Source organism: Niveispirillum sp., from assembly GCF_052437035.1.
GTDB lineage: Bacteria > Pseudomonadota > Alphaproteobacteria > Azospirillales > Azospirillaceae > Niveispirillum.
Window position 1 is genome coordinate 82,045 of the sequence record NZ_JBQVOH010000002.1, and the last position, 18,680, is coordinate 100,724.

General features: G+C 63.6%; 17 protein-coding genes. 12 read left to right on the plus strand and 5 right to left on the minus strand.

Going from position 1 to position 18,680, the window contains the following annotated elements; all coding sequences use genetic code 11:
• Positions 1-92 precede the first annotated feature (92 nt).
• From ACT6Q8_RS05605 to ACT6Q8_RS05635, 7 genes are all read left to right on the plus strand, one after another.
• Complete coding sequence (locus ACT6Q8_RS05605) at positions 93-581, plus strand: DUF3237 domain-containing protein (protein ID WP_054169201.1); 489 nt, start codon at positions 93-95, stop codon at positions 579-581.
• Positions 582-603: 22 nt separating this feature from the next.
• Entirely contained in the window at positions 604-972 is a 369-nt protein-coding gene (locus tag ACT6Q8_RS05610; protein WP_054169202.1) for a nuclear transport factor 2 family protein, read from the plus strand.
• Positions 969-1,400 (plus strand): nuclear transport factor 2 family protein, encoded by a 432-nt coding sequence (locus ACT6Q8_RS05615; RefSeq protein WP_054169203.1) that lies wholly within the window; start codon positions 969-971, stop codon positions 1,398-1,400. Before ACT6Q8_RS05610 ends, ACT6Q8_RS05615 begins: the two co-directional genes overlap by 4 nt.
• Positions 1,401-1,443: 43 nt before the next feature.
• A complete protein-coding gene (locus ACT6Q8_RS05620; protein WP_444734222.1) occupies positions 1,444-3,168 on the plus strand; it encodes an acyl-CoA dehydrogenase in 1,725 nt (574 codons plus the stop codon).
• Positions 3,169-3,289: 121 nt separating this feature from the next.
• Positions 3,290-4,891: an FAD-dependent oxidoreductase gene (locus ACT6Q8_RS05625; RefSeq protein ID WP_444734221.1), complete on the plus strand. Its 1,602-nt coding sequence runs from the start codon at positions 3,290-3,292 to the stop codon at positions 4,889-4,891.
• A gap of 20 nt (positions 4,892-4,911) precedes the next feature.
• On the plus strand, positions 4,912-5,118 hold the full coding sequence (locus ACT6Q8_RS05630) for a DUF2783 domain-containing protein (RefSeq protein WP_054169206.1): 207 nt from the start codon (positions 4,912-4,914) through the stop codon (positions 5,116-5,118).
• A complete protein-coding gene (locus ACT6Q8_RS05635) occupies positions 5,115-6,065 on the plus strand; it encodes an MBL fold metallo-hydrolase (RefSeq protein WP_444734220.1) in 951 nt (316 codons plus the stop codon). The genes ACT6Q8_RS05630 and ACT6Q8_RS05635 overlap by 4 nt, the downstream gene beginning before the upstream one ends.
• Before the next feature lie 14 nt (positions 6,066-6,079).
• On the opposite strand, the gene ACT6Q8_RS05640 is transcribed toward ACT6Q8_RS05635, so the two are convergent.
• Positions 6,080-6,877, minus strand: coding sequence for a response regulator transcription factor (locus ACT6Q8_RS05640; RefSeq protein WP_444734219.1), 798 nt, complete (start codon positions 6,875-6,877; stop codon positions 6,080-6,082).
• A gap of 53 nt (positions 6,878-6,930) precedes the next feature.
• Here ACT6Q8_RS05640 and ACT6Q8_RS05645 point away from each other — a divergent pair, with 53 nt between their 5' ends.
• Positions 6,931-8,052 (plus strand): hypothetical protein, encoded by a 1,122-nt coding sequence (locus ACT6Q8_RS05645; RefSeq protein WP_444734218.1) that lies wholly within the window; start codon positions 6,931-6,933, stop codon positions 8,050-8,052.
• Positions 8,053-8,067: 15 nt separating this feature from the next.
• The gene (locus ACT6Q8_RS05650; RefSeq protein WP_444734217.1) at positions 8,068-8,631 is read left to right on the plus strand and encodes a VOC family protein; all 564 of its coding nucleotides are present in this window, start codon (positions 8,068-8,070) and stop codon (positions 8,629-8,631) included.
• Here the strand turns inward: ACT6Q8_RS05650 and ACT6Q8_RS05655 are convergent.
• The 3 genes from ACT6Q8_RS05655 to ACT6Q8_RS05665 form a co-directional block, all read right to left on the minus strand.
• Positions 8,572-9,441, minus strand: coding sequence for an alpha/beta hydrolase (locus tag ACT6Q8_RS05655; protein ID WP_444734216.1), 870 nt, complete (start codon positions 9,439-9,441; stop codon positions 8,572-8,574). The two genes, ACT6Q8_RS05650 and ACT6Q8_RS05655, sit on opposite strands and share 60 nt — an antisense overlap.
• A complete protein-coding gene (locus ACT6Q8_RS05660; RefSeq protein WP_444734215.1) occupies positions 9,441-9,956 on the minus strand; it encodes a nuclear transport factor 2 family protein in 516 nt (171 codons plus the stop codon). The genes ACT6Q8_RS05655 and ACT6Q8_RS05660 overlap by 1 nt, the downstream gene beginning before the upstream one ends.
• A 183-nt stretch (positions 9,957-10,139) precedes the next feature.
• Positions 10,140-10,697: a MarR family winged helix-turn-helix transcriptional regulator gene (locus ACT6Q8_RS05665; RefSeq protein ID WP_054169212.1), complete on the minus strand. Its 558-nt coding sequence runs from the start codon at positions 10,695-10,697 to the stop codon at positions 10,140-10,142.
• 300 nt (positions 10,698-10,997) lie between these two features.
• Here ACT6Q8_RS05665 and ACT6Q8_RS05670 point away from each other — a divergent pair, with 300 nt between their 5' ends.
• Positions 10,998-12,344, plus strand: coding sequence for an MFS transporter (locus tag ACT6Q8_RS05670; protein ID WP_444734214.1), 1,347 nt, complete (start codon positions 10,998-11,000; stop codon positions 12,342-12,344).
• A 45-nt stretch (positions 12,345-12,389) separates the two neighbouring features.
• Here ACT6Q8_RS05670 and ACT6Q8_RS05675 read toward each other — a convergent pair whose 3' ends face one another.
• On the minus strand, positions 12,390-13,811 hold the full coding sequence (locus tag ACT6Q8_RS05675) for a carotenoid oxygenase family protein (RefSeq protein ID WP_444734213.1): 1,422 nt from the start codon (positions 13,809-13,811) through the stop codon (positions 12,390-12,392).
• A gap of 575 nt (positions 13,812-14,386) precedes the next feature.
• Here ACT6Q8_RS05675 and ACT6Q8_RS05680 point away from each other — a divergent pair.
• Together ACT6Q8_RS05680 and ACT6Q8_RS05685 are read left to right on the plus strand one after the other, a co-directional pair.
• Positions 14,387-17,260, plus strand: coding sequence for a TonB-dependent receptor domain-containing protein (locus tag ACT6Q8_RS05680; protein WP_444734212.1), 2,874 nt, complete (start codon positions 14,387-14,389; stop codon positions 17,258-17,260).
• 61 nt (positions 17,261-17,321) lie between these two features.
• Complete coding sequence (locus ACT6Q8_RS05685) at positions 17,322-18,650, plus strand: spinster family MFS transporter (RefSeq protein WP_444734211.1); 1,329 nt, start codon at positions 17,322-17,324, stop codon at positions 18,648-18,650.
• Positions 18,651-18,680: the final 30 nt, after the last annotated feature.

Here is an 18,680-nt window from a genome sequence, read left to right on the forward strand (position 1 = left end):
ATTGATTAATCATCATAATTCAAAATCACCCTCTTGCAAGAGCCGATCGACCGGAATATTGATTTCTCAATGAATCATGGGAGGACAAGATCATGAATGACGATCATCCGCTGGCCCTGCGGCACGAGCATGTGTTCGATATCCGCATCAATTTCGACCGTCGCTGGATGACGGGGCCGATCCATCCGGGCGGTCCCAATCATGGCTATACCTCGGTCGGAGAGGGATGCACCGTTAGCGGCCCGCGCCTGAACGGCAAACTGGTCGATCACAGCGGCGCCGATTGGCCCGCGGTCCGCGCCGACGGCGTGGTCGAACTGAACGCGCATTACATGATCCAGGCCGATGACGGGGCGCTGATCTATATCCGCAACCTGGGTTATGTGCATGGCCCCCTGCAACGGCCCGGCTACCCGCCGCTGACATCCTACTTCCGCTGCACCCCCTATTTCCGCGCACCCGATGGGCCGCATGAATGGCTGAACCGCACCGTGATCGTCGGCGTGGGCCAGCGCCGGCCAAAGGTGAAGCCGGAGGATGATCCCGACCATTCGCTGTTCCGTTATTACGCGGTGCTGTGACCCGTGCGGCGGAGCAGCGGCCATGAATGATTTCAGCCAGCGCCAGCGGTTCGACTTCTATGTCGACGCCCTTAACCGTGACGATATGGAGGGTGTGGCCGCCTGCTATGCCCCTGACCTGCACATGACCGACGATCAGGTGGATCTGCGGTCGGGCGAAGCGGCGATGGCATTCCATCGCCGCTTCGCATCCCGTCTGGAATTGTTGAACTATGTCGACCGTCCGGGCCGGATCGCAGCGGAAATCCGTTGGACCCTGCGCGCGCGGGAGCATCCGACCGATCCCCTGGCGACGGGGGAGACGCGGACCTGGGCCAGTTTCACCATGATCGACATCGCCGACGGTCGCTTCAAGCGTATCCGTTCGGCCCCGTGCAGGGCCGCCCCATGACACAGCCATCCACAAGCCCAGCCGATGCTGCCACTGCCTTCGCCCGCTATATCGCCGCCTTTAACGCGGGTGATTTTGAAACGGCCTGTTCCTACTATGCCGACGATATCCGCCTGACCATTGGCAATGGCCGTGAATTGCGGGGGCGGTCGGAAATTGTCAGCTTCTATACCGGTGTGCGCAGCGTCACCCGGCGTACCATCACGGTTCTGGATTGCTTTGCCAGTGAGACCTTGCTGGCCGCCGAACTGGAATCCGAGTTCCTGGCGGTGACTGATGTGCCGGACTTTACCTCCGGACCGATGCGCCAGGGCGACCGGATGTACATCAACAGCTTTGCTTTCTACGATATCGACCAGGGCCGGTTCAGCCGTATCCGTGCGACCGTGTTCCGGCGTGTCTGGAAGCGGCACGCGGATCGTATCTGAACGCCGGCGCAAAGCACTGGAACCCTATACTGGAAGGGAAAGAATGATGGATTTCTGGATCGCGCAGCAGGACATGCTGTTCGCTCTGCGGGTCGCAGGCGCGCCGGCGGAGGATCAAGCCTTGCTGTGCGATCTGCTTCCCCCGGTGGCCCGGCTGGCGGAAACGGAACTGGGTCCGCTTGATCCCGTCGGGGACCGGATCGGTGCTGCCTTTGCCGATGGAACGGTAACGATGCCACCGGGCTTCGTGGCTTTCTATCGCCAATGGGTCGAAGGCGGCTGGAACCTTGTCGATGTTCCGGAACGATGGGGCGGTCTTGGCCTTCCATTGTCGGTTGCCGCGCCCTTGATGGAGACCTGGACATCGGCCTGCATGGCGTTCGGGTTGGCGCCTGTGCTGACCCAGGGCGCCATGGAGGTGCTGCTTACCCATGGCGATGAGGCCTTGCAGGCCGCCTGGATACCATCGCTGACGGCGGGTACCTGCATGGCCACCATGGCCCTGACGGAGCCGATGGCCGGATCGGACCTGAACCTGATCCGCACGCGGGCGGAACGGGCCGGTGATGGCCGCTACCGCCTGTTCGGACAGAAGATGTTCATCACCTATGGCGATCATGATCTGACCGACAATATCGCGCATCTGGTGCTGGCGCGCCTGCCCGATGGGGCGCCCGGCAGCAGGGGGCTTTCGCTGTTCCTGGTTCCCAAATGGCTGCCGGATGCGGCAGGCGACCTGCGGCAACGCAATGATGTCCATTGCCTGGGCATCGAACATAAGATGGGCTTGCACGCGTCACCCACCTGTACCATGGGCTTTGGGGAGCATGGGGGTGCCGTCGGTTGGCTGATCGGTCGGGAGCATCAGGGGCTTTCCTGCATGTTCACCATGATGAACCGCGCCCGCCTTGCCACCGGCCTGCAGGGTGTGGCGGTGGCGGCGCGCGCCACGCAGGCCGCCGAAACCTACGCTCGGCAACGGGTTCAGGGCAGTGCAAGCCGTGGCGGTGCGCCGGCCCCGATCCTGGCCCACCCGGATGTGCGCCGCATGCTGACCGATATGCGCGCCCGGACCACGGCCATCCGGCTGATCGCCTACAGCGCCGCAATGGCCATTGACCGGTCACATAATGCCGGCGATGCCGACCAGCGTCAGGCCGCGCTTGATCGCGCTTCGCTGCTGACCCCCATCGTGAAGGCGTTTTGCAGCGATACGGCCATCGATGTCGCCTCCACCTGCATCCAGGTGCATGGCGGTGCCGGCTATGTGGAGGAGACGGGCGTGGCCCGGCACCTTCGCGATGTCCGCATCACCGCCATCTATGAGGGGACGAACGGCATCCAGGCCATCGACCTTGTCCAGCGCAAGATCGTGCAGGCCGGTGGATCGGCCATCCGGGCCCTGCTGGCGGAACTGCGCATGGAGGCAGGCGCGGCGACCGCCATAGATGAACCGGCCCTGCGCGATTGCGCGCCGCTGCTGACCGATGCGCTGGATGCGATTGCGGGCACGGTCGACTGGCTGCTGGAAAAGCAACGGACGGATGCCGACCGGCTGGCTGGTGCCACGCCATTCCTGGACATGCTGGGCCGGACGTTGGGGGCGGGCCTGTTGCTGCGGGGGGCCATGATGAAGCCGACCCCGGAAACGCCGGCCGATATCAACTGGCTCGCCCGCCATTTCTGCTGGACATATCTGGCCCCTGTCCCAGCCATTGCCCGGCTGGTCCGTCAGGGTGCGGCGCTGCTGCCGCCTGTATCCGCATAGGCGCCGTCTCTTCCGCCATCGCCGATGTCCCCTATAAGGGGGACAGATGTTTTTCTTCCCCATCCGCATAGTTGGCCCATCGAACCGGGGAAACACCCGGCGCCAAAATCGGGAGGGGGACGTGAGCGGATTGTCACCCACGGGCTATGACCTGCCCGTCTATGATTATGAAACGCCACCGGAACTGTCGGGAACGGGCCGGGGCCGGTATCCCGTGGTCATCGTCGGTGCCGGTCTAGCCGGCCTTACGCTGGCCTGTGATCTTGCCAGCCGGGGCGTTTCGGCCATTATCCTGGACGAAGATGACACGGTGGGCGTGCGCGGCGCGTCCAGCCGGGGCATCTGCTACGCCCAGAAAAGCCTGGAGATTTTCGACCGGCTGGGCATCTACCCGCGCATCCGCGACAAGGGTGTCACCTGGTCCGTCGGCAAGGTGCTGCGCGGCCAGGACGCGCTGTACCGGTTCGATCTGGCCGTGGGCAGCCGGTCGGCGCAGCCGCCCTTCATCAATATCCAGCAATTCTATGTCGAATGGTTCCTGGTGGATCGTATCCGGGAATTGGGCCGCACGGATTTGCGCTGGAAGAACCGGGTGACCGGCATCCGACAGGATGAAGATGGCGCTGTCCTGGCCGTGGAAACGCCCGACGGTTCCTACAGTCTGCATGCCGACTGGGTGATCGACGCGTCGGGCCATGCCAGCATCGTCCGGCATGCCCTGGGTCTGCATACCAAGGGGGAACTGGGGGAGGATCGCTGGTGCATCTCCGACGTGCGGTTCCGCAAGGACCTGCCGGTGGAGCGCTGGACCTGGGTCGAAGCGCCGTTCAATGAGAACCGGGCCGTGTGGCAGCATCTGATGGCGGATGGCGTCTGGCGCATGGATTACCAGATGCTGCCCAATACCGATCCGCATGAGGCCAGCCGACCGGAAATTGCCGCGGCCCGGCTGCGTGACCAGTTGGGACCCGATGTGGAATTCGATCTGGTCTGGGTTGGTGCCTATGCCTACCGAACGCAGCTGATGGATGATTTCCGGCATGGACGGGTATTCTTCATCGGCGATGCCGCCCATGTGAAAAGCCCGTTCGGGGCGCGCGGTGGCAATAGCGGCATTCAGGATGCAGAAAACCTGGCCTGGAAGCTGACCCTGGTCCTGAACGGTCAGGCACCGCAGGGACTGCTGGACAGCTACAACGCCGAACGCCGCCCGGCGGCGGTGGAGAATATTGCCGTCACCCGAAGGTCGGGCCGGTTCCTGGCCCCGCGCACGAAGGTTGAGCGGATGTTCCGTACCGCCGTGATGGATCTGGCGGTCCATCATCCCTTCGCCCGGCTGCTGCTGAATACCGGGCGGATGTGCGTGCCCCATCATTATGGGCCCTCCCCCCTGACGACGGGCGATGCAGGACAGGCCATGCCCAATCTCGCCCTGGATAGCCGGTCGCTGGGCGGGATGCTGCGGGGGCAGGGGGCGGGCTTCCTGGCCCTCTGGTGTCCGCGTGATGGGGAGGACGGGTTGGGCCGTGCCCTGTCGCACCTGTCGCATGAGGGCTGGCCCCTGCATGTTCAGGGTGTTGGTGCCGATGACCGGCGGGTGCTGGGCATGGCGCCGGGGGAGGTGATGCTGATCCGCCCCGACCTGCACCTTGCCGCCCGTCTGAACGACGCGGATGTGGATCAGGTGCGCCGGGCCCTGGCGCGGGCCATTTGCCGGATATGAAACAGGGAGGAAACGATAACATGCGCACCACCCCCAACATTCCCGACCCAGATGCCTTTTACGAGGCCTTGCTGGACACGCATGCCGGGCTGCCGGCGACGGAAAGCCACGCGCTGAACGCGCGCCTTGTCCTGCTGCTGGCCAATCAGATCGGTGACCAGGGCGTGTTGCTGTCCTGTCTTGAAACGGCGCGGGATACCGCCGCCCACCGGAGGAATGATCCGTGACCAAATCCTTTGCGTCCGCCGCCGACAATATGCAGCAGACCCCGCAACTGGTCGAACTGGCCAGCGGCGTCTATGGCTTTATCAGCGATTTCGACCCGAATTGCGGCTTCGTGGTCGGCCCGGACTATGTCGTTGCCATTGACACGCGGGCCACGCCCGCCCTGGCGCGGGAAATGCTGGCCGCCATCCGCACCGTGACGGACAAGCCGGTACGTTATGTGTTCCTGTCCCATTACCACGCGGTGCGGGTCATGGGGGCGTCGGCGTTCGGCGGCGCGGCCCTGATCGCCAGTCAGGCCACGCTGGACCTGGTTAGCGAACGCGGGCCGGATGATTTTGAATCCGAGGTGCGGCGTTTCCCCCGCCTGTTCCGGGGCGTGGAGGAAATTCCCGGCCTGACCTGGCCCGATTTGGTTTTCGATCAGGGGCTGACCCTGCGTCTGGGCGACCGGGACCTGCATTTCCGGCATCTGGGGCGCGGGCATACGGCGGGGGATTCCATCTGCTGGATACCGGATTGCGGGGTGCTGTTCTCCGGCGATCTGGTGGAAAACCGCTGCGGCGTCTATGCTGGCGACGGCTATGTTGCCGACTGGATCGACACCCTGGCGAGGCTGCGCGACCTGCCGGCCACGACCATGGTGCCGGGCCGGGGGGCCGCCCTGCGGTCGCGCAGTGCGGTGGAGGATGCCATCGCGGCCACCCAGGGCTTCCTCACCATTCTGCGCGATGTGGTCGCCAATGCCCACGCGCGGGGAGCGGATCTGAAAGCCTGTTTCCAGTCGGCGGAAAAGGTCATGACCCCACTTTATGGCGACTGGCCGGTCTTTGCCCATGTGCTGCCCTTCGATGTGGCGCGCATGCTGGAACAGTTGCAGGGCGGGGAGCATCCCACCCCCTGGACCGCAGAGCGTGATCAGGCCCTTTGGGCCTTGCTGCGGGGCTGATACGGATGCCGGGATCAGACGGGGCGCATCAGACGCGGCAGGTTGCGCAGGCAGAGCGCGAACAGTTCCGCCTGCGACGCGATACCCAGCTTCTGATAGGCGCGCTTGCGCAGGGTGATGACCGTCGATGGGCGTACGCCCAGATCGGCGGCGATCCCGTCCGTCTGATAGCCCAACACGATCCGGCAGCACACGGCCAGTTCCCGCGTGCTCAAGGTTTCGTCGGCCAGTTCGACCAGCCGTTCGACAAAGGGCAGGGTCCGTCCGGCATTGATGTCCGACTGCACGATGTAATGGGCGCAGTGCTGTCGCACGATGCTGGTCAGCAGGGGCGTGATGGCGGACAGGAGATCGACCTCCGCGTCCGTGAACGTCCCGGCGCGGAGCGAGCGATAGAAGTTCAGGTAGAAGGCCATGTCCGACGTACGCCAGATATAGGACACCTTATCGACGATGCCGACGGTCGTATAGAAACGGCGCAGGTAATCCTGCATGGCCACACGGGCCGGGTCGTGCCGGCGGAAGATCACCCTGCGGCTGCTGGATATGCGCGACAGTTCTTCGAAATTCGGGTCGAACGCGTGCAGGCCGGCGACATAGTCGCGCCCCAGCGACAGCACCGTCGCCCTGTCCTGCAGGCTGGCCCCGCCCACCTGTTTCAGCCCCGCCGCCTGCGAGTAGCAGAGGATGGTGCAATGGTCGACAGGGATCAGCCTTGCCACAGCCGCCAGCAGCGCATCGTCGAAACGAGGCCGGCCAATGGCGGCTACCGCGTCGGACAGGGCGCAAAGCCTGACTGCAATATCCGTCATCGCCGGGCCTCCCGGTGCGGCAGAACCATAAACCGATAAAGCCAGAGGGGGAGATGATGACACTGGAACTGGTGGTGATCGATGTGCGGCCCGGTGCGGCGATGGAAAGCCAGTCGGGGTTGCAGATGCTGCGCCCCCGTATCTACGGCGCCTTCGCCCGGCCACCGGGTGCGCGCACCGCCGCCCTGATCATGCATCCGACCAGCAATTTCATGGGCCATTACCTGTTGGCCCCGCTTGCGGCGCGCGGCATCGCCACCCTGGCGCTGAACTCCCGCTATATGGGCAATGATGCGGTACTGCTGCTGGAACGGGTGATCCAGGATATGGGGGCAGGTGTGGCCTGGCTGCGCCGGCAGGGGTTCGACCGCGTGGTCCTGATCGGCAATTCCGGCGGTGCGGCCCTGTCGGCCTTTTATCAGGCACAGGCGGAGAAGCTCACCATCACCGATACGCCGGCTGGCGACCCGGTCGATTTGCGGCCAGATGACCTGCCGCCGGCCAACGGCATCGTGCTGGCCGCCGCCCATCTGGGCCGGTCGCGCCTGATGGATACATGGATCGATCCCGCCGTGGTGGACGAACATGATCCGATGCCGTCCTGTGCGCAGCTGGACATGTTCAACCCGGATAATGGCCCGCCTTACGGCGCCGCCTTTCTGGAGCGCTACCGCACCGCGCAGCGCGCCCGCAATGCCGGGATCGAGGCCTGGGCGCGGGACCGGTTGAGCCAGTTGCGCGCACGGCCCGATGGCATGCGTGACGAAGCCTTCGTCATCCACCGCACCCTGGCCGATCCGCGCTGCCTGGACCCGTCCATCGACCCTAATGACCGCATTCCCGGCACCACCGTCTGGGGGCCGCCGCATGCGCAGAACTACGCCGCCAACAGCATGGGGCGCTACAGCTCGTTGACGGGATATCTCAGCCAATGGTCGCCCAGCAGCCGGGGCGACGGCCCCGCCAATCTGGCGCGCACCCGCGTGCCGGTGCTGCTGCTGGAATATACCGCCGATCCGTCGGTCTTCCCGTCTGACAATGCCATCTGGGCAGAGGCCGCGAAGGGCAGGGTGCAGCGCCACGCCATCAAGGGCGGCAACCATTATCTCAGTGGCCAGCCGCATCTGGTGGATGAGGTGGCCGACCATATCGCCGGCTGGTGCAACCGGCTTTGAAACAGGAGACAGCGCATGCAGCCCCCCGTTCCCATCCAGGGCCTTCACCATTTCGCCTGGCGCTGCCGCGATGCGGAGGAGACGCGGCATTTCTATGAGGATTTGCTGGGCCTGCCGCTGGTGCATGTCGTGCGCAGCGACCATGTGCCCAGCACGGGCGAATATTGCCCTTATGTCCATATCTTCTTCCAGATGCGCGACGGCTCCTACATCGCCTTTTTCGACCTGGGGGATGATGTGGCGGCGGCGCCGTCGCCCAACACGCCGGCCTGGGTCAACCATATTGCCCTGCGTGTTGGCACAGTAGCGGAAGTGGAACAGGCCATGGCCCGCCTGAAGGCGGCGGGGGTGGAGGTTGTCGGCATCACCGATCATCACATCATCCAGTCCCTCTATTTCTTCGATCCCAACGGCCTGCGTGTCGAACTGACGGCACAGAGCGTGTCGGACGAATACATGCAGGCGGCGGCCAAGACCGCCCATGGCGAACTGGCCCGCTGGGTCATCGAAAAGGCGACCCTATCCCACTACCCCCGCAACGAAGCGTGCCAGGACGGGACCCAGCGCATCGACGGGTGAATGGATCTGGTGGACGGGGCTGATATGGTTATGCCCCTCCAGCCAATGGAAATCCGGCCACTTGCCCGTGGCAGCCACCCGGCGGGAGACCAGCAGGGCCGCCTGACGCTGGAAATCCGCCGGGTCATTCTCCGATACGGTGAACAGGCAGGGCACGCTGGTCTCCACCAGACCGTCGATGCTGGATTGGGCTGCGAACCGGGAAGGATCGGTGCCGAAATAGGCATCCTGATAGGGGTTGCGGGCCGCACTGGGCACATCATAGAGGCCCGACAGCATGATGGCCCCCGCGATGGATGTGGCCGCCATTTCCGCAAAGCCCTGCCCACCGACATAGGAGGCGACATGTGCCGCGCCTGCCGATTGCCCCATCAGGATGATGCGGTCCGGATCGCCACTATGGTTTGCGGCCTCCGCCTTCAGCCAGTCCACCAGCCGCGCCACATCCTGCGCGCCCGCCGGCCAGGGATGGGCAGGGGCAAGCCGGTAGGTGGCGGTGACGCCCAGCCAGCCCTGCGCCGCCGCCCAGGCGCCGACATTGTTGTAGAAAGGCGCACCGGGCGCCCCCTTGTCACCGCCGATAAAACCACCGCCATGCAGGAAGACCAGCACCGGGCGCCTTGCGTCACCACCGCCGCCGAACAGGTCCAGCCGGTGACGCGCGTCCGGGCCATAGGACAGGTCGCGTTGAACCAGGGCTTCATCGACAGGGGGCTGTAAGGGGGCGAACAGCGCCATGGAACCCTGGATTTGTGCCACCGAGAACGCTGTGCCCAGGGCGCGGATACGGTCATGGAAGGAGGTTTGCATCACCAGGGGTCCTGCGACTGCACGCTGAAAGGCCGGCAATCGACGGGGGCCGGGGCATTGAAAGGGCGCGGGACCATCGTCCGTTCGCCCTTCCAGGGCACCTGATCCGCTTTTGTCCAGGCATTGACGTGCAGGCGCTGGAATTTCCAGCGGCCATCGCGTTTCACCAGCCGGTCATCGCGCGTGCCGATGCCGAAGATGAAATTGGTGCCGTAATCGGCATTGAACTGGATGATCTGGAAGAAGCAGCGTACGCGCGCCCCTTCCGGACGCGGGTCCATGATGAAATGGTTGAACAGATGCTGCCGCCCGAACCACCAATGCTGCCGGTCGTACCATAGGCCGCGCAGATGGGCGCGGATGGCGTCGCGGCCCTGGGCCTTGCCCTGCCAGAGGTGATCGAACTCCCCATCCTCGGCGAAAGTGTCCAGCACCTGCTCCTCGTCGGCCAGATCCAGGCCCCAGGCATAGCGTGCGAAAAGCTCGGTGATTTCGGCGCGATCCTCAGCAGGCATCAAAGCCGGGACACCGCCCGGCCAGCAGACCTCGACCATCGATATCTCTCCTGGAAACGGCCCGCGCGCGCATCCAAGGCGCCGGGCGGAACAGAAGCCAGGGGTATCATCGATTTATTGATAGTTCAATGAACTTTTATATTGAGGGATCAATGATGTTTGAAATTCCCACTTCGATCCATCTCACGTCTTGACCAGATGAGCCAGCCGTTCGCCGATGCGGGACAGAAGCTCATCCAGCACTACGCGTTCCTCCGGCGATAGATCGACCAGCAGCGATTCATGGAAGGCAACACGTTCCTTCAGCGTCGCCTTGTACAGCTTCTGTCCGGTCTTGGTCAGATAGAGGATGGGCGTGCGCAGGTCGTTGGGATTCTCCCGCCGCCGCGTATATCCCCGTTCCTCCAGCGAGCGGGCGGCCCGGCTGACCTCTGCGCGGTCAACCCAGGCAAGATCGGCAACCTGTCCCACGGTGCCACCGTCGGGCATGGTACCCAGCCGCGCCAGGACACGCCATTCCGCGTATGTCAGTTCCCCCCGCTCCGCCAACCGCCTGATCGTCAGACGGTCGATCACCTTGGCGATCAAGGTCACCCGGAAGGTGGAGAACTGCAGATTAGAGACATTCCATCCCGGCAGCTCAAGCTTGGCGCGGGCCGGCACTGCGTTTTCCGCGCCGGGCACCTCGCCCTCCACTTCGCCGCTGGCCGGGCTCGCGTCCGATCTGGCCTGCCGTTTCATATGTCTTCTTTCATCCCGATCAAGTGTCAGCGATAGCTGATCTGATCCATTGTTAGTTGATCATTCAATGTTATTCCAGCGTTCTGGCAGCGCGCCAGCGCCATTGGACTGCAACGCCGACATTTTGATGCTACATGCTCAAGAGGGCTGGCGCGAAACCGGGACAGGCGATATTATTGATTCCTCAAAGACTGGTCGGAGCGCGCGGCCCCTTAACCCGTGCGTATACAGGCCGGCATCCCCATCATAAAACCTTGCCGGATCAAGGTCCGGCGCCCTTGAGGGAGGGAGCGCAGCTTCATGACGGCGTTCGACGTCCAAAACTTTATCGACCAGCGCAAGATCGGTTTTCCGCAATGCCTTGTGCTGGCGCTGACCACGCTGGCCATGTTCATCGACGGGTTCGACATCTTCATGGTGGGCAAGATCGCCCCCGCCATCGCCGGGAATTTCGGTGTCACGCCGGCCAGCATGACCATCGTTTTCGTCCTGCAACAGACCGGGCTGGCCATCGGCGCCTTCGTCATAAGCCCGCTGTCGGACTATTACGGGCGCAAGCGGATGCTGATCATCGCCTTCATCATCTTCGGCGTGCTGACGACGATCACCGTCTTCTCCACGTCGCTGATGATGGTGGCCATCCTGCGCGGCCTGTCGGGCCTGTTCCTGGCCAGCGTCGTGCCCACCACCATGGCGCTGCTGGCGGAATTCACGCCCAAGCGCTGGCGCTCGCTGTTTATCGCCATCGGTATCGCGGGTTACAGCGCCGGTAGTGCGGCTGGTGCTGCCATTGCTTTGCTGGTCCCGCATTATGGCTGGGAAAGCGGCTTCTGGCTTGGTGGGCTGATGCCGCTGATCATGGTGCCGGTTCTGTTGCTGTTCCTGCCGGAATCGCTGACCTACCGCGTGGGCCGTGACCCCAGCCATCCCGCCATCGCCCGCACCATCCGTTGGATGGACCGCAGCCTCGTCCTGACGGGGGAGGAAAGGTTCGTGACGGCGGAAACCGGCGGCAAGAAGGTGAAGGCCCATGTCATCGACGTGTTCCGCGATGGGCGTGCGCGCACCAGCGCCATCCTGTTTGCGGCCTGTGTCCTGTCCATGGGCAATATCGCGCTGCTGGCCGCGTGGCTGCCCACCTTTTTCCAGGAAATGGGCGGCATCACGATCCAGCGCTTTGCCATCGTTTCCATGACGGGCTTCATCGGCGGCATGATCGGTACCGTCACCATCGGTTTCCTGATGGACCGGATCGGGGCCACGCGTCTGATCCCGCTTTATTATGTCGGGATTGCGGCGACGCTGATCCTGATGGGCCATGTGCCATTTGGCACCGTGGGCTTCGTGCTGCTGCTGGTCTGCTGGAGCTTCTGTCAGTCGGGCGGACAGGCGGGGCTGAACATGCTGATGACCCAGATCTATCCGACGGCCCTGCGCAGCACGGGCGTGGGCTGGGCCGGTGGTGCGGGCCGTATCGGCGGGATCATCGCCCCGCTGTTTGGCGGCATGGCGCTGGCATCCTCCTTTACGCTGGAGGTGACGCTGGCCATGATCGCCATCCCGCCGGTTGCGGTCGCCCTGCTGGTATTACTGCTGAAGCCGATCCGCCGCGACGGCGCGCCGGCCGCAAAGCCCGCCGTGGCGTGACATTCCCCGGTCTGGCGGTATCCGCCGCCAGACCGGGGTAAACCTTCAACGGCTGCGCAGCCGTTCCCCCGGCACCCAGGTGCCATGGAAGGTGGTCCGTACCCGCATCGGCATGTACAGCCGGGCCACCGGCCCCGCCGCCACATCCTGTGCATCCAGGATCGCCAGTTCGCTGAGGTTGGTTTCCAGCCGGTTGACGATGACCAGCAGCCAGCCATCCCCCTCCGGTGCGCCGGGACAACGGGCCACGAACTGCGGTTCATGGACGGAGGCACCGGGACCGGGATGCCAGCGCGTGACCTCCCCGCTGCGCAGGTCGATGCGGCCGATGGCCGATGACCCGTCCGGGCCACGCCCCACGATCAGGAAGCCGTGGCGGCATTCATGTCCCTGGTAGCGGTCATCGGTGCGCGGCATCTCGCCCGGTGTGTTGATGATGCGCCGCCGCGCGAACCCATCCCCGTCGCTGTTCAGATCAAAGCTGAGGCGAGACAGGAAGGGTGGGCAGCCTTCGACATGCTGTCCATCAGGCGTGGGGAAAAACGGGAAACAGTTGCCGTCGTAATAGCATGTATCCAGATGGATCGTGCTGCCTTCCTCCCAAGCGTTCATCATATGGCTGAGGCAGCCGGCGGGGCCCCGGAACCAGCGGATATCCTCCTTCGTGCCGCCACGCTTCACCAGGGCAACCACGACCTGTTCGTTGGGATGCCATTCATAGAAGGTGCCGCCGCGTTTCAGGTTTTCCACATCCGTGATCAGCGGCATGAAGGGGAAGATGGCCCAATTGGGCGTCACCGCGAAATCATGGACAAGTGAGGCATAGGGCATCTCAAACCAGATTTCGTCGAGGATGCGGCCCTGGTCATCGATATCGTAGAACACGATATCCCGCGTGCCGTCGCCGCGCGCCTGATAGGAATAGGTCAGCAGGCGGCCATCGTCGGGATACCATTTCGGATGCGCCGTCAGGGATGTGGCCCGAACCTTGCCGCCGAAATCATAGCGTCCGATGGGGTCCAGCGTGTCGCGGTCCACCTCGAACGGCAGGTCATCCTCCTTCAGCACCAGCAGTCTTCCATCATGGAAGATCATATTGGTGTTGGCGGTGCCGCCGCTGACATCCTTGACCGACGGGTCATCGGTGAAGCGGTTGCGATAAAGGCCGAACAGCGATCGGCCAGCCTTGGCCTGCGCCATGTAACGGTCATTGCGGACCCAGCGGCTACGATAGGAAACGACGCCGTCCTTGATGCGGAACATGTGCGCCATGCCCTCGCCATCGATGAAGATGTCGGTACCCAGCATGGGCGGATATTGCCGGTCGGGCCCGGCGCGGTACCAGGTGCCGTCCAGGCCGGCGGGTACCGCCCCCTCGATCAGTTCCAGCCCCTCGACGGTTGATTCAAGGCGCAGCGGCTTTGCCCAGCCGTGATAGGCCGGGATATCGGGAAAACGGACTTCCATTGTTTTCTCCCCTGGGGGCAACCGCGGGTTCACGAGTGACCGTGATTGGTACGGGATTGCGACCAGCAGTAGCCCAGGGATATCCCCGGACACAACGCGACTCGCGGCCCCAATGTGATTGGTCATTGAGTGATCAATATTATGGTCCCGCTGTCAATGCGCAAAGCGCGGAATTTAAGACCATCGGTGGCAAAGCCGGAAAGGCCGGACATAACTGGCAGCGTTTCTAAGCTGGAAGCCGAACTTCCACGGTCCCAATGTCCGGAGAGCCTTTAATTTAGTGGCAGGCAAAGGCGGGATCGCATACCATTGGATGTGATGACGCGATGGGGAATTCGATAAAATATCAAGTTAATACAATGTGTTGATTGCGGCGGTTCAATCCACCTGTACCCGCAGCCCATCCTGAAAAGCCAGCCCCACACAGAACCATGCAGGTGTGAGCAATTTACCCGATCAACCACTTGCCAAGGCCTACATCATTGAGCTATCAATAATCTCATTGATAAATCAACAAGCGCTCGCGCCGCCGTGTCCCGTGTCTATCCGGCGCAGCGCAGGGGGAGGAAATCCACATGAGGCATTCAACGGCGCACCGGCTGACCGGCGCCAGCATCCTGGCCGTCCTTACCGCCCTGGCCAATCCCGCCACCGCACAGGACGCGGCCGGCGCGCCGCAGACGCTGGACTCTCTGGAAGAGATCATTGTGACCGGCACGCGCCTGCCTGTGACCGGTTTTGCGGCCCCGACGCCGGTGACGGTGGTGGGCGAGGTGGAGTTGCAGCGCCAGGGCGTCTCCAATGTCGCCGACATGCTGAACACCCTGCCTTCCTTCCGTCCGCAATCCACGCCGGCCACCGTCGGCATCTTCTCCAGCAATGCCGGCGCCAATCTGGCCGACCTGCGCGGTCTGGGCGCGCAGCGCACGCTCGTCCTGGTCAATGGCCGTCGCTTTGTCGCCAGCACCATCGCCGGCAGCGGCAATTCCCCGTCGGGTTCCGTCGACCTGAACCTGATCCCGACCGTCCTGATCGAACGCAGCGAAGTGGTCACTGGCGGTGCCTCTGCGGCCTATGGCTCTGACGCGGTGGCCGGTGTCGTCAACGTCATCCTGAATACCAGCCTGCAAGGCGTGCGCGGCAGCGTGCAGTATGGCCTGTCGCAGGAAGATGACAATCGTGAAGTCTATGCCACCCTGGCTGGCGGCACCGACTTTGCCGATGGTCGCGGCCATGTCGTGATCGGCGGTGAATACTCCAACAACAAGGGCATGGGTGACTGTTACAGCCGGTCCTGGTGCGCCGAAAGCTACAATACCATTTCCAATCCGACGCCGCAGACCAACGGTCTGGCGCGTCAGATCCTGCTGCCCAATGCCCGCACGGCGACCGCATCCTTCAATGGCCTGATCACGACGGGTGTGCTGCGCGGGATCGAGTTCCGGCCCGACGGCAGCTATTTCAACCATGATTACGGCACCTACTATGCCACCGGTCCCGCCTTCTCCAATGGCGGCCTGTTCCAGTCGGGTGGCAGCGCCGATCCGGTCAATGGCTTCTACAACAACTTCCCGCTGGTGGCGCCGGTGGAGCGCTATTCCGGCATGATGCATGCCAAGTATCAGGCCTCGGACAGTGTCGAACTGTTCATGGAAGCCTCCTATGGACGCGCCAACGCGGAAACCATCGGCGCGTCGGCCCGCAATACCGGCAACATCACCATCCAGCGTGACAATGCCTATCTGCCGGCGGCCCTGCGCGCGCAACTGGCAACGGCCAACCAGACCAGCTTCTCCTTCGGTCGCGTGTCCAACGATATCGGCCCGCCGGTTGCGGAGGTGGAGCGCGAAACCTATCGCCTTGTCTCCGGCGCCCGTGGTGATTTCAGCGATGGCTGGCAGTGGGATGCCTATTACCAGTATGGCCGCACCAATTACGAACAGGAAACCCGCAACACCCAGATCACCGACAATTTCGCCCGCGCGGTGGATGCGGTCGATCAGGGCCTGTTCCAGAATGGTGTCGCCAACGGCAATATCGTCTGCCGGTCGACCCTGACCACGCCGACCAACCCGCTGGTGGCGGGGTGCAAGCCGCTGAACCTGTTCGGTGAGAACCGCTTCTCGCCCGACGCCGTTGCCTATGCCTATGGCACGGCCTGGCAGAAGACGCACCTGATCCAGCAGGTGGCCTCGGCCAATATCTCCGGCACCGTTGCGGAACTGCCCGCCGGCCCGGTCTCCTTCGCGACGGGTGCGGAATACCGTGTGGAAAGCGTGGCCGGCAGTGCCGACCAGATTTCATCGGCCCTGCGCTTCATCACCAGCTCCGGCCAGGCCATCTCCGGCCCGAATATCAAGGTCAAGGAAGGCTATGCCGAACTGGGCGTGCCGCTGCTGAAATCGGTGCCGTTCGCCGAAAGCCTGTCGGTCAATGGCGGCGTCCGCCTGACCGACTATTCGACCAGCGGTTCGGTGTGGAGCTGGAAGGCCGGGCTGTCCTGGGAACCGACTGATTTCCTGCGGGTGCGCGGCACCCGGTCGCGTGATATCCGTGCGCCCAACTTCTTCGAACTGAACGCCCCGGCCAGCACCAGCTTCCAGTTCCTGACAGACCCGCGCACCGGCGGCAGCGCCCTTACCTCCGTCGTGTTGAGCGGCAATACCAAGCTGCGCCCGGAAATCGCCAAGACCTGGACGGGCGGTGCTGTGGTCACCCCCATCGATGATCTGCAATTCTCCGCTGATTATTTCGACATCAGCCTGGATGGTGCCATCACCACCCTGGGCGGGCAGATCATCATCAATCGCTGCAATGCCGGCGCCACCGATCTCTGTTCCCTGATCACCCGCAATGCGGCGGGCACCATCACCAGCGTCAACAACGCCAACCTGAACCTGAACACGCTGAAGACGCGCGGCGTGGATGTCGAGGCCCGTTACAAGATCGCGCTGGGGGAGGGGGACCTGACCCTGCGCGCGCTCGGCACCTATCTGTTCGACCTGATCACCATCGATGCCACCGGCGCCTCGGTCAACCGGGCCGGCATGAACGGTTCGCCCACGTCACAGCCGTCGGGCCTGCCGACCTTCACCGGCACGCTGAGCGCTACCTACGCACAGGGTGATTTCAGCGGCACTTTGACATCACGCTATATCTCGCGCGGTGTGTACAACGCCACGCTGATCGGCCCGCACCAGTCGGGTTACAGCGCGACCGCGGCCAACAGCATCAGCGACAATTATGTCGGCGATTACTGGCTGTTCAACCTGAATGCCCAGTACGACCTGACCTTCAACGACACCAAGGTGCAACTGTTCGGCATCGTGAACAACCTGTTCGACCGCGATCCACCGAACGACCTGCCGTCCAGCTTCGGTGTGACCAACCCGGTCCTCTATGACAGCATCGGTCGTACCTTCAAGGCCGGCTTCCGCTTCTCCTTCTGATCCAGCCAGGGGGAGGTCGAATGGACCTCCCCTCACTTCCGGTTAAGAAAGTGGAGCCGATATGACCTCTGCGGTACAGAAGGCGACCGATGATCCGCTGTTCGGACGCGGCTATCGCGCGACCCTGCTGGTGTTGATCCTGCTGGTATCGGCCTTTGCCTATGTCGACAGGGTCATCGTTCAGACATTGGCGGAACCGATCAAGAAGGATCTGGGGCTGACCGATTTCCAGTTCGGGTTGCTGGGCGGTCTGGCTTTCGCCATTCTTTATTCCACGCTGGGCCTGCCCATTGCGCGGCTGGCCGAACGGCGTGACCGCGTCACCATCATTTCCGTGTCCGTCGCCGTCTTTTCGGTGATGAGCCTGCTGTGCGGAATGGCGACCAATATCTGGACGCTGTTCCTGTGCCGCATCGGCGTCGGCATCGGGGAGGCGGGGGTGCAGGCACCCAGCACGTCGCTGATCGGTGATCATTTTCCGCCACACCGCAGGGGTTTCGCCCTGACCGTGATGCGGCTGGGTGCCCCGGTGGGGGCCTTGCTGGGCTCCGTCGTGGCGGCCTGGCTGGCGCGGGATTATGGCTGGCGCGTGGCCCTGATGCTGGTCTGCGCACCGGGCATTGTGGTGGCAATACTGTTCCGTTTGCTGCTGCGTGACCCGCCGCGCGGTCACAGCGACCGGCTGGCCGGGGGCAATGTCGCCGCGCCCGCCGCCAGCCCGCCCCGCACATGGGAAGTGTTCGCGCAGATGTTCCGCCGCCCGGCCTTCCGCCATATGCTGGCCGGTCTGGCGCTGGCCAGCATGGCCTTGTTCGCGGGCGGGGCCTTTACCGCACCCTTCTTCATGAGGGTCCATGAATTGCCGCTGACCACCACGGCCTTCTATGTCGCGATCATCAGCACCACAGCATCGACGGCGGGCATGAGCCTGGGGGGCTTCGGCATCGATTTCATCGCCCGGCGCGGCAAGCGCTGGTACGCGCTGCTGCCCTGCCTGGGCATCGCCATCAGCGTGCCGCTCTATCTGGCCGGTTATGGGCTGGACAATCATGTCGCGGCGGTCACCCTGATCACCATTGCCGGGGTGTTCCTGTTCTTCCATTCGGTGCCCACGCTGGTCGCCTTTCAGAACATGGTGGCGCCGCAGCAACGGACCACGGCGGCCTTCGTCTATTTCTTCGTCTCCACCATGGTGGGCGTGGGTTTCGGTCCGCCCTTACTGGGCCTGCTCAGCGATCTGTTTGCAGGCGCGTCGGGCATTGCTGATCCCGCCGCCGCGTCGGCCATCGGGGTGCGCAGCGCGCTTCTGGCCAGTATCGGCCTCTATGCCTGGGCTGCCCTGCATTACGGGCTGGCCGCCCGCGCCATCGCGGCGGAGGATCGCCCATGACCATCCGTCCTGACATTTTGCATGCAAGGG

Bases quoted from the DNA above. Each gene is read 5' to 3' on its own strand.
- ACT6Q8_RS05610 (WP_054169202.1), top strand. From the start codon at position 604: ATGAATGATTTCAGCCAGCGCCAGCGGTTCGACTTCTATGTCGACGCC.
- ACT6Q8_RS05675 (WP_444734213.1), bottom strand. From the start codon at position 13,811: ATGGAAGTCCGTTTTCCCGATATCCCGGCCTATCACGGCTGGGCAAAG.
- ACT6Q8_RS05650 (WP_444734217.1), top strand. From the start codon at position 8,068: ATGCAGCCCCCCGTTCCCATCCAGGGCCTTCACCATTTCGCCTGGCGC.
- ACT6Q8_RS05605 (WP_054169201.1), top strand. From the start codon at position 93: ATGAATGACGATCATCCGCTGGCCCTGCGGCACGAGCATGTGTTCGAT.
- ACT6Q8_RS05680 (WP_444734212.1), top strand. From the start codon at position 14,387: ATGAGGCATTCAACGGCGCACCGGCTGACCGGCGCCAGCATCCTGGCC.
- ACT6Q8_RS05645 (WP_444734218.1), top strand. From the start codon at position 6,931: ATGATGACACTGGAACTGGTGGTGATCGATGTGCGGCCCGGTGCGGCG.
- ACT6Q8_RS05660 (WP_444734215.1), bottom strand. From the start codon at position 9,956: ATGCCTGCTGAGGATCGCGCCGAAATCACCGAGCTTTTCGCACGCTAT.
- ACT6Q8_RS05655 (WP_444734216.1), bottom strand. From the start codon at position 9,441: ATGCAAACCTCCTTCCATGACCGTATCCGCGCCCTGGGCACAGCGTTC.
- ACT6Q8_RS05620 (WP_444734222.1), top strand. From the start codon at position 1,444: ATGATGGATTTCTGGATCGCGCAGCAGGACATGCTGTTCGCTCTGCGG.
- ACT6Q8_RS05630 (WP_054169206.1), top strand. From the start codon at position 4,912: ATGCGCACCACCCCCAACATTCCCGACCCAGATGCCTTTTACGAGGCC.
- ACT6Q8_RS05665 (WP_054169212.1), bottom strand. From the start codon at position 10,697: ATGAAACGGCAGGCCAGATCGGACGCGAGCCCGGCCAGCGGCGAAGTG.
- ACT6Q8_RS05670 (WP_444734214.1), top strand. From the start codon at position 10,998: ATGACGGCGTTCGACGTCCAAAACTTTATCGACCAGCGCAAGATCGGT.
- ACT6Q8_RS05640 (WP_444734219.1), bottom strand. From the start codon at position 6,877: ATGACGGATATTGCAGTCAGGCTTTGCGCCCTGTCCGACGCGGTAGCC.
- ACT6Q8_RS05615 (WP_054169203.1), top strand. From the start codon at position 969: ATGACACAGCCATCCACAAGCCCAGCCGATGCTGCCACTGCCTTCGCC.
- ACT6Q8_RS05685 (WP_444734211.1), top strand. From the start codon at position 17,322: ATGACCTCTGCGGTACAGAAGGCGACCGATGATCCGCTGTTCGGACGC.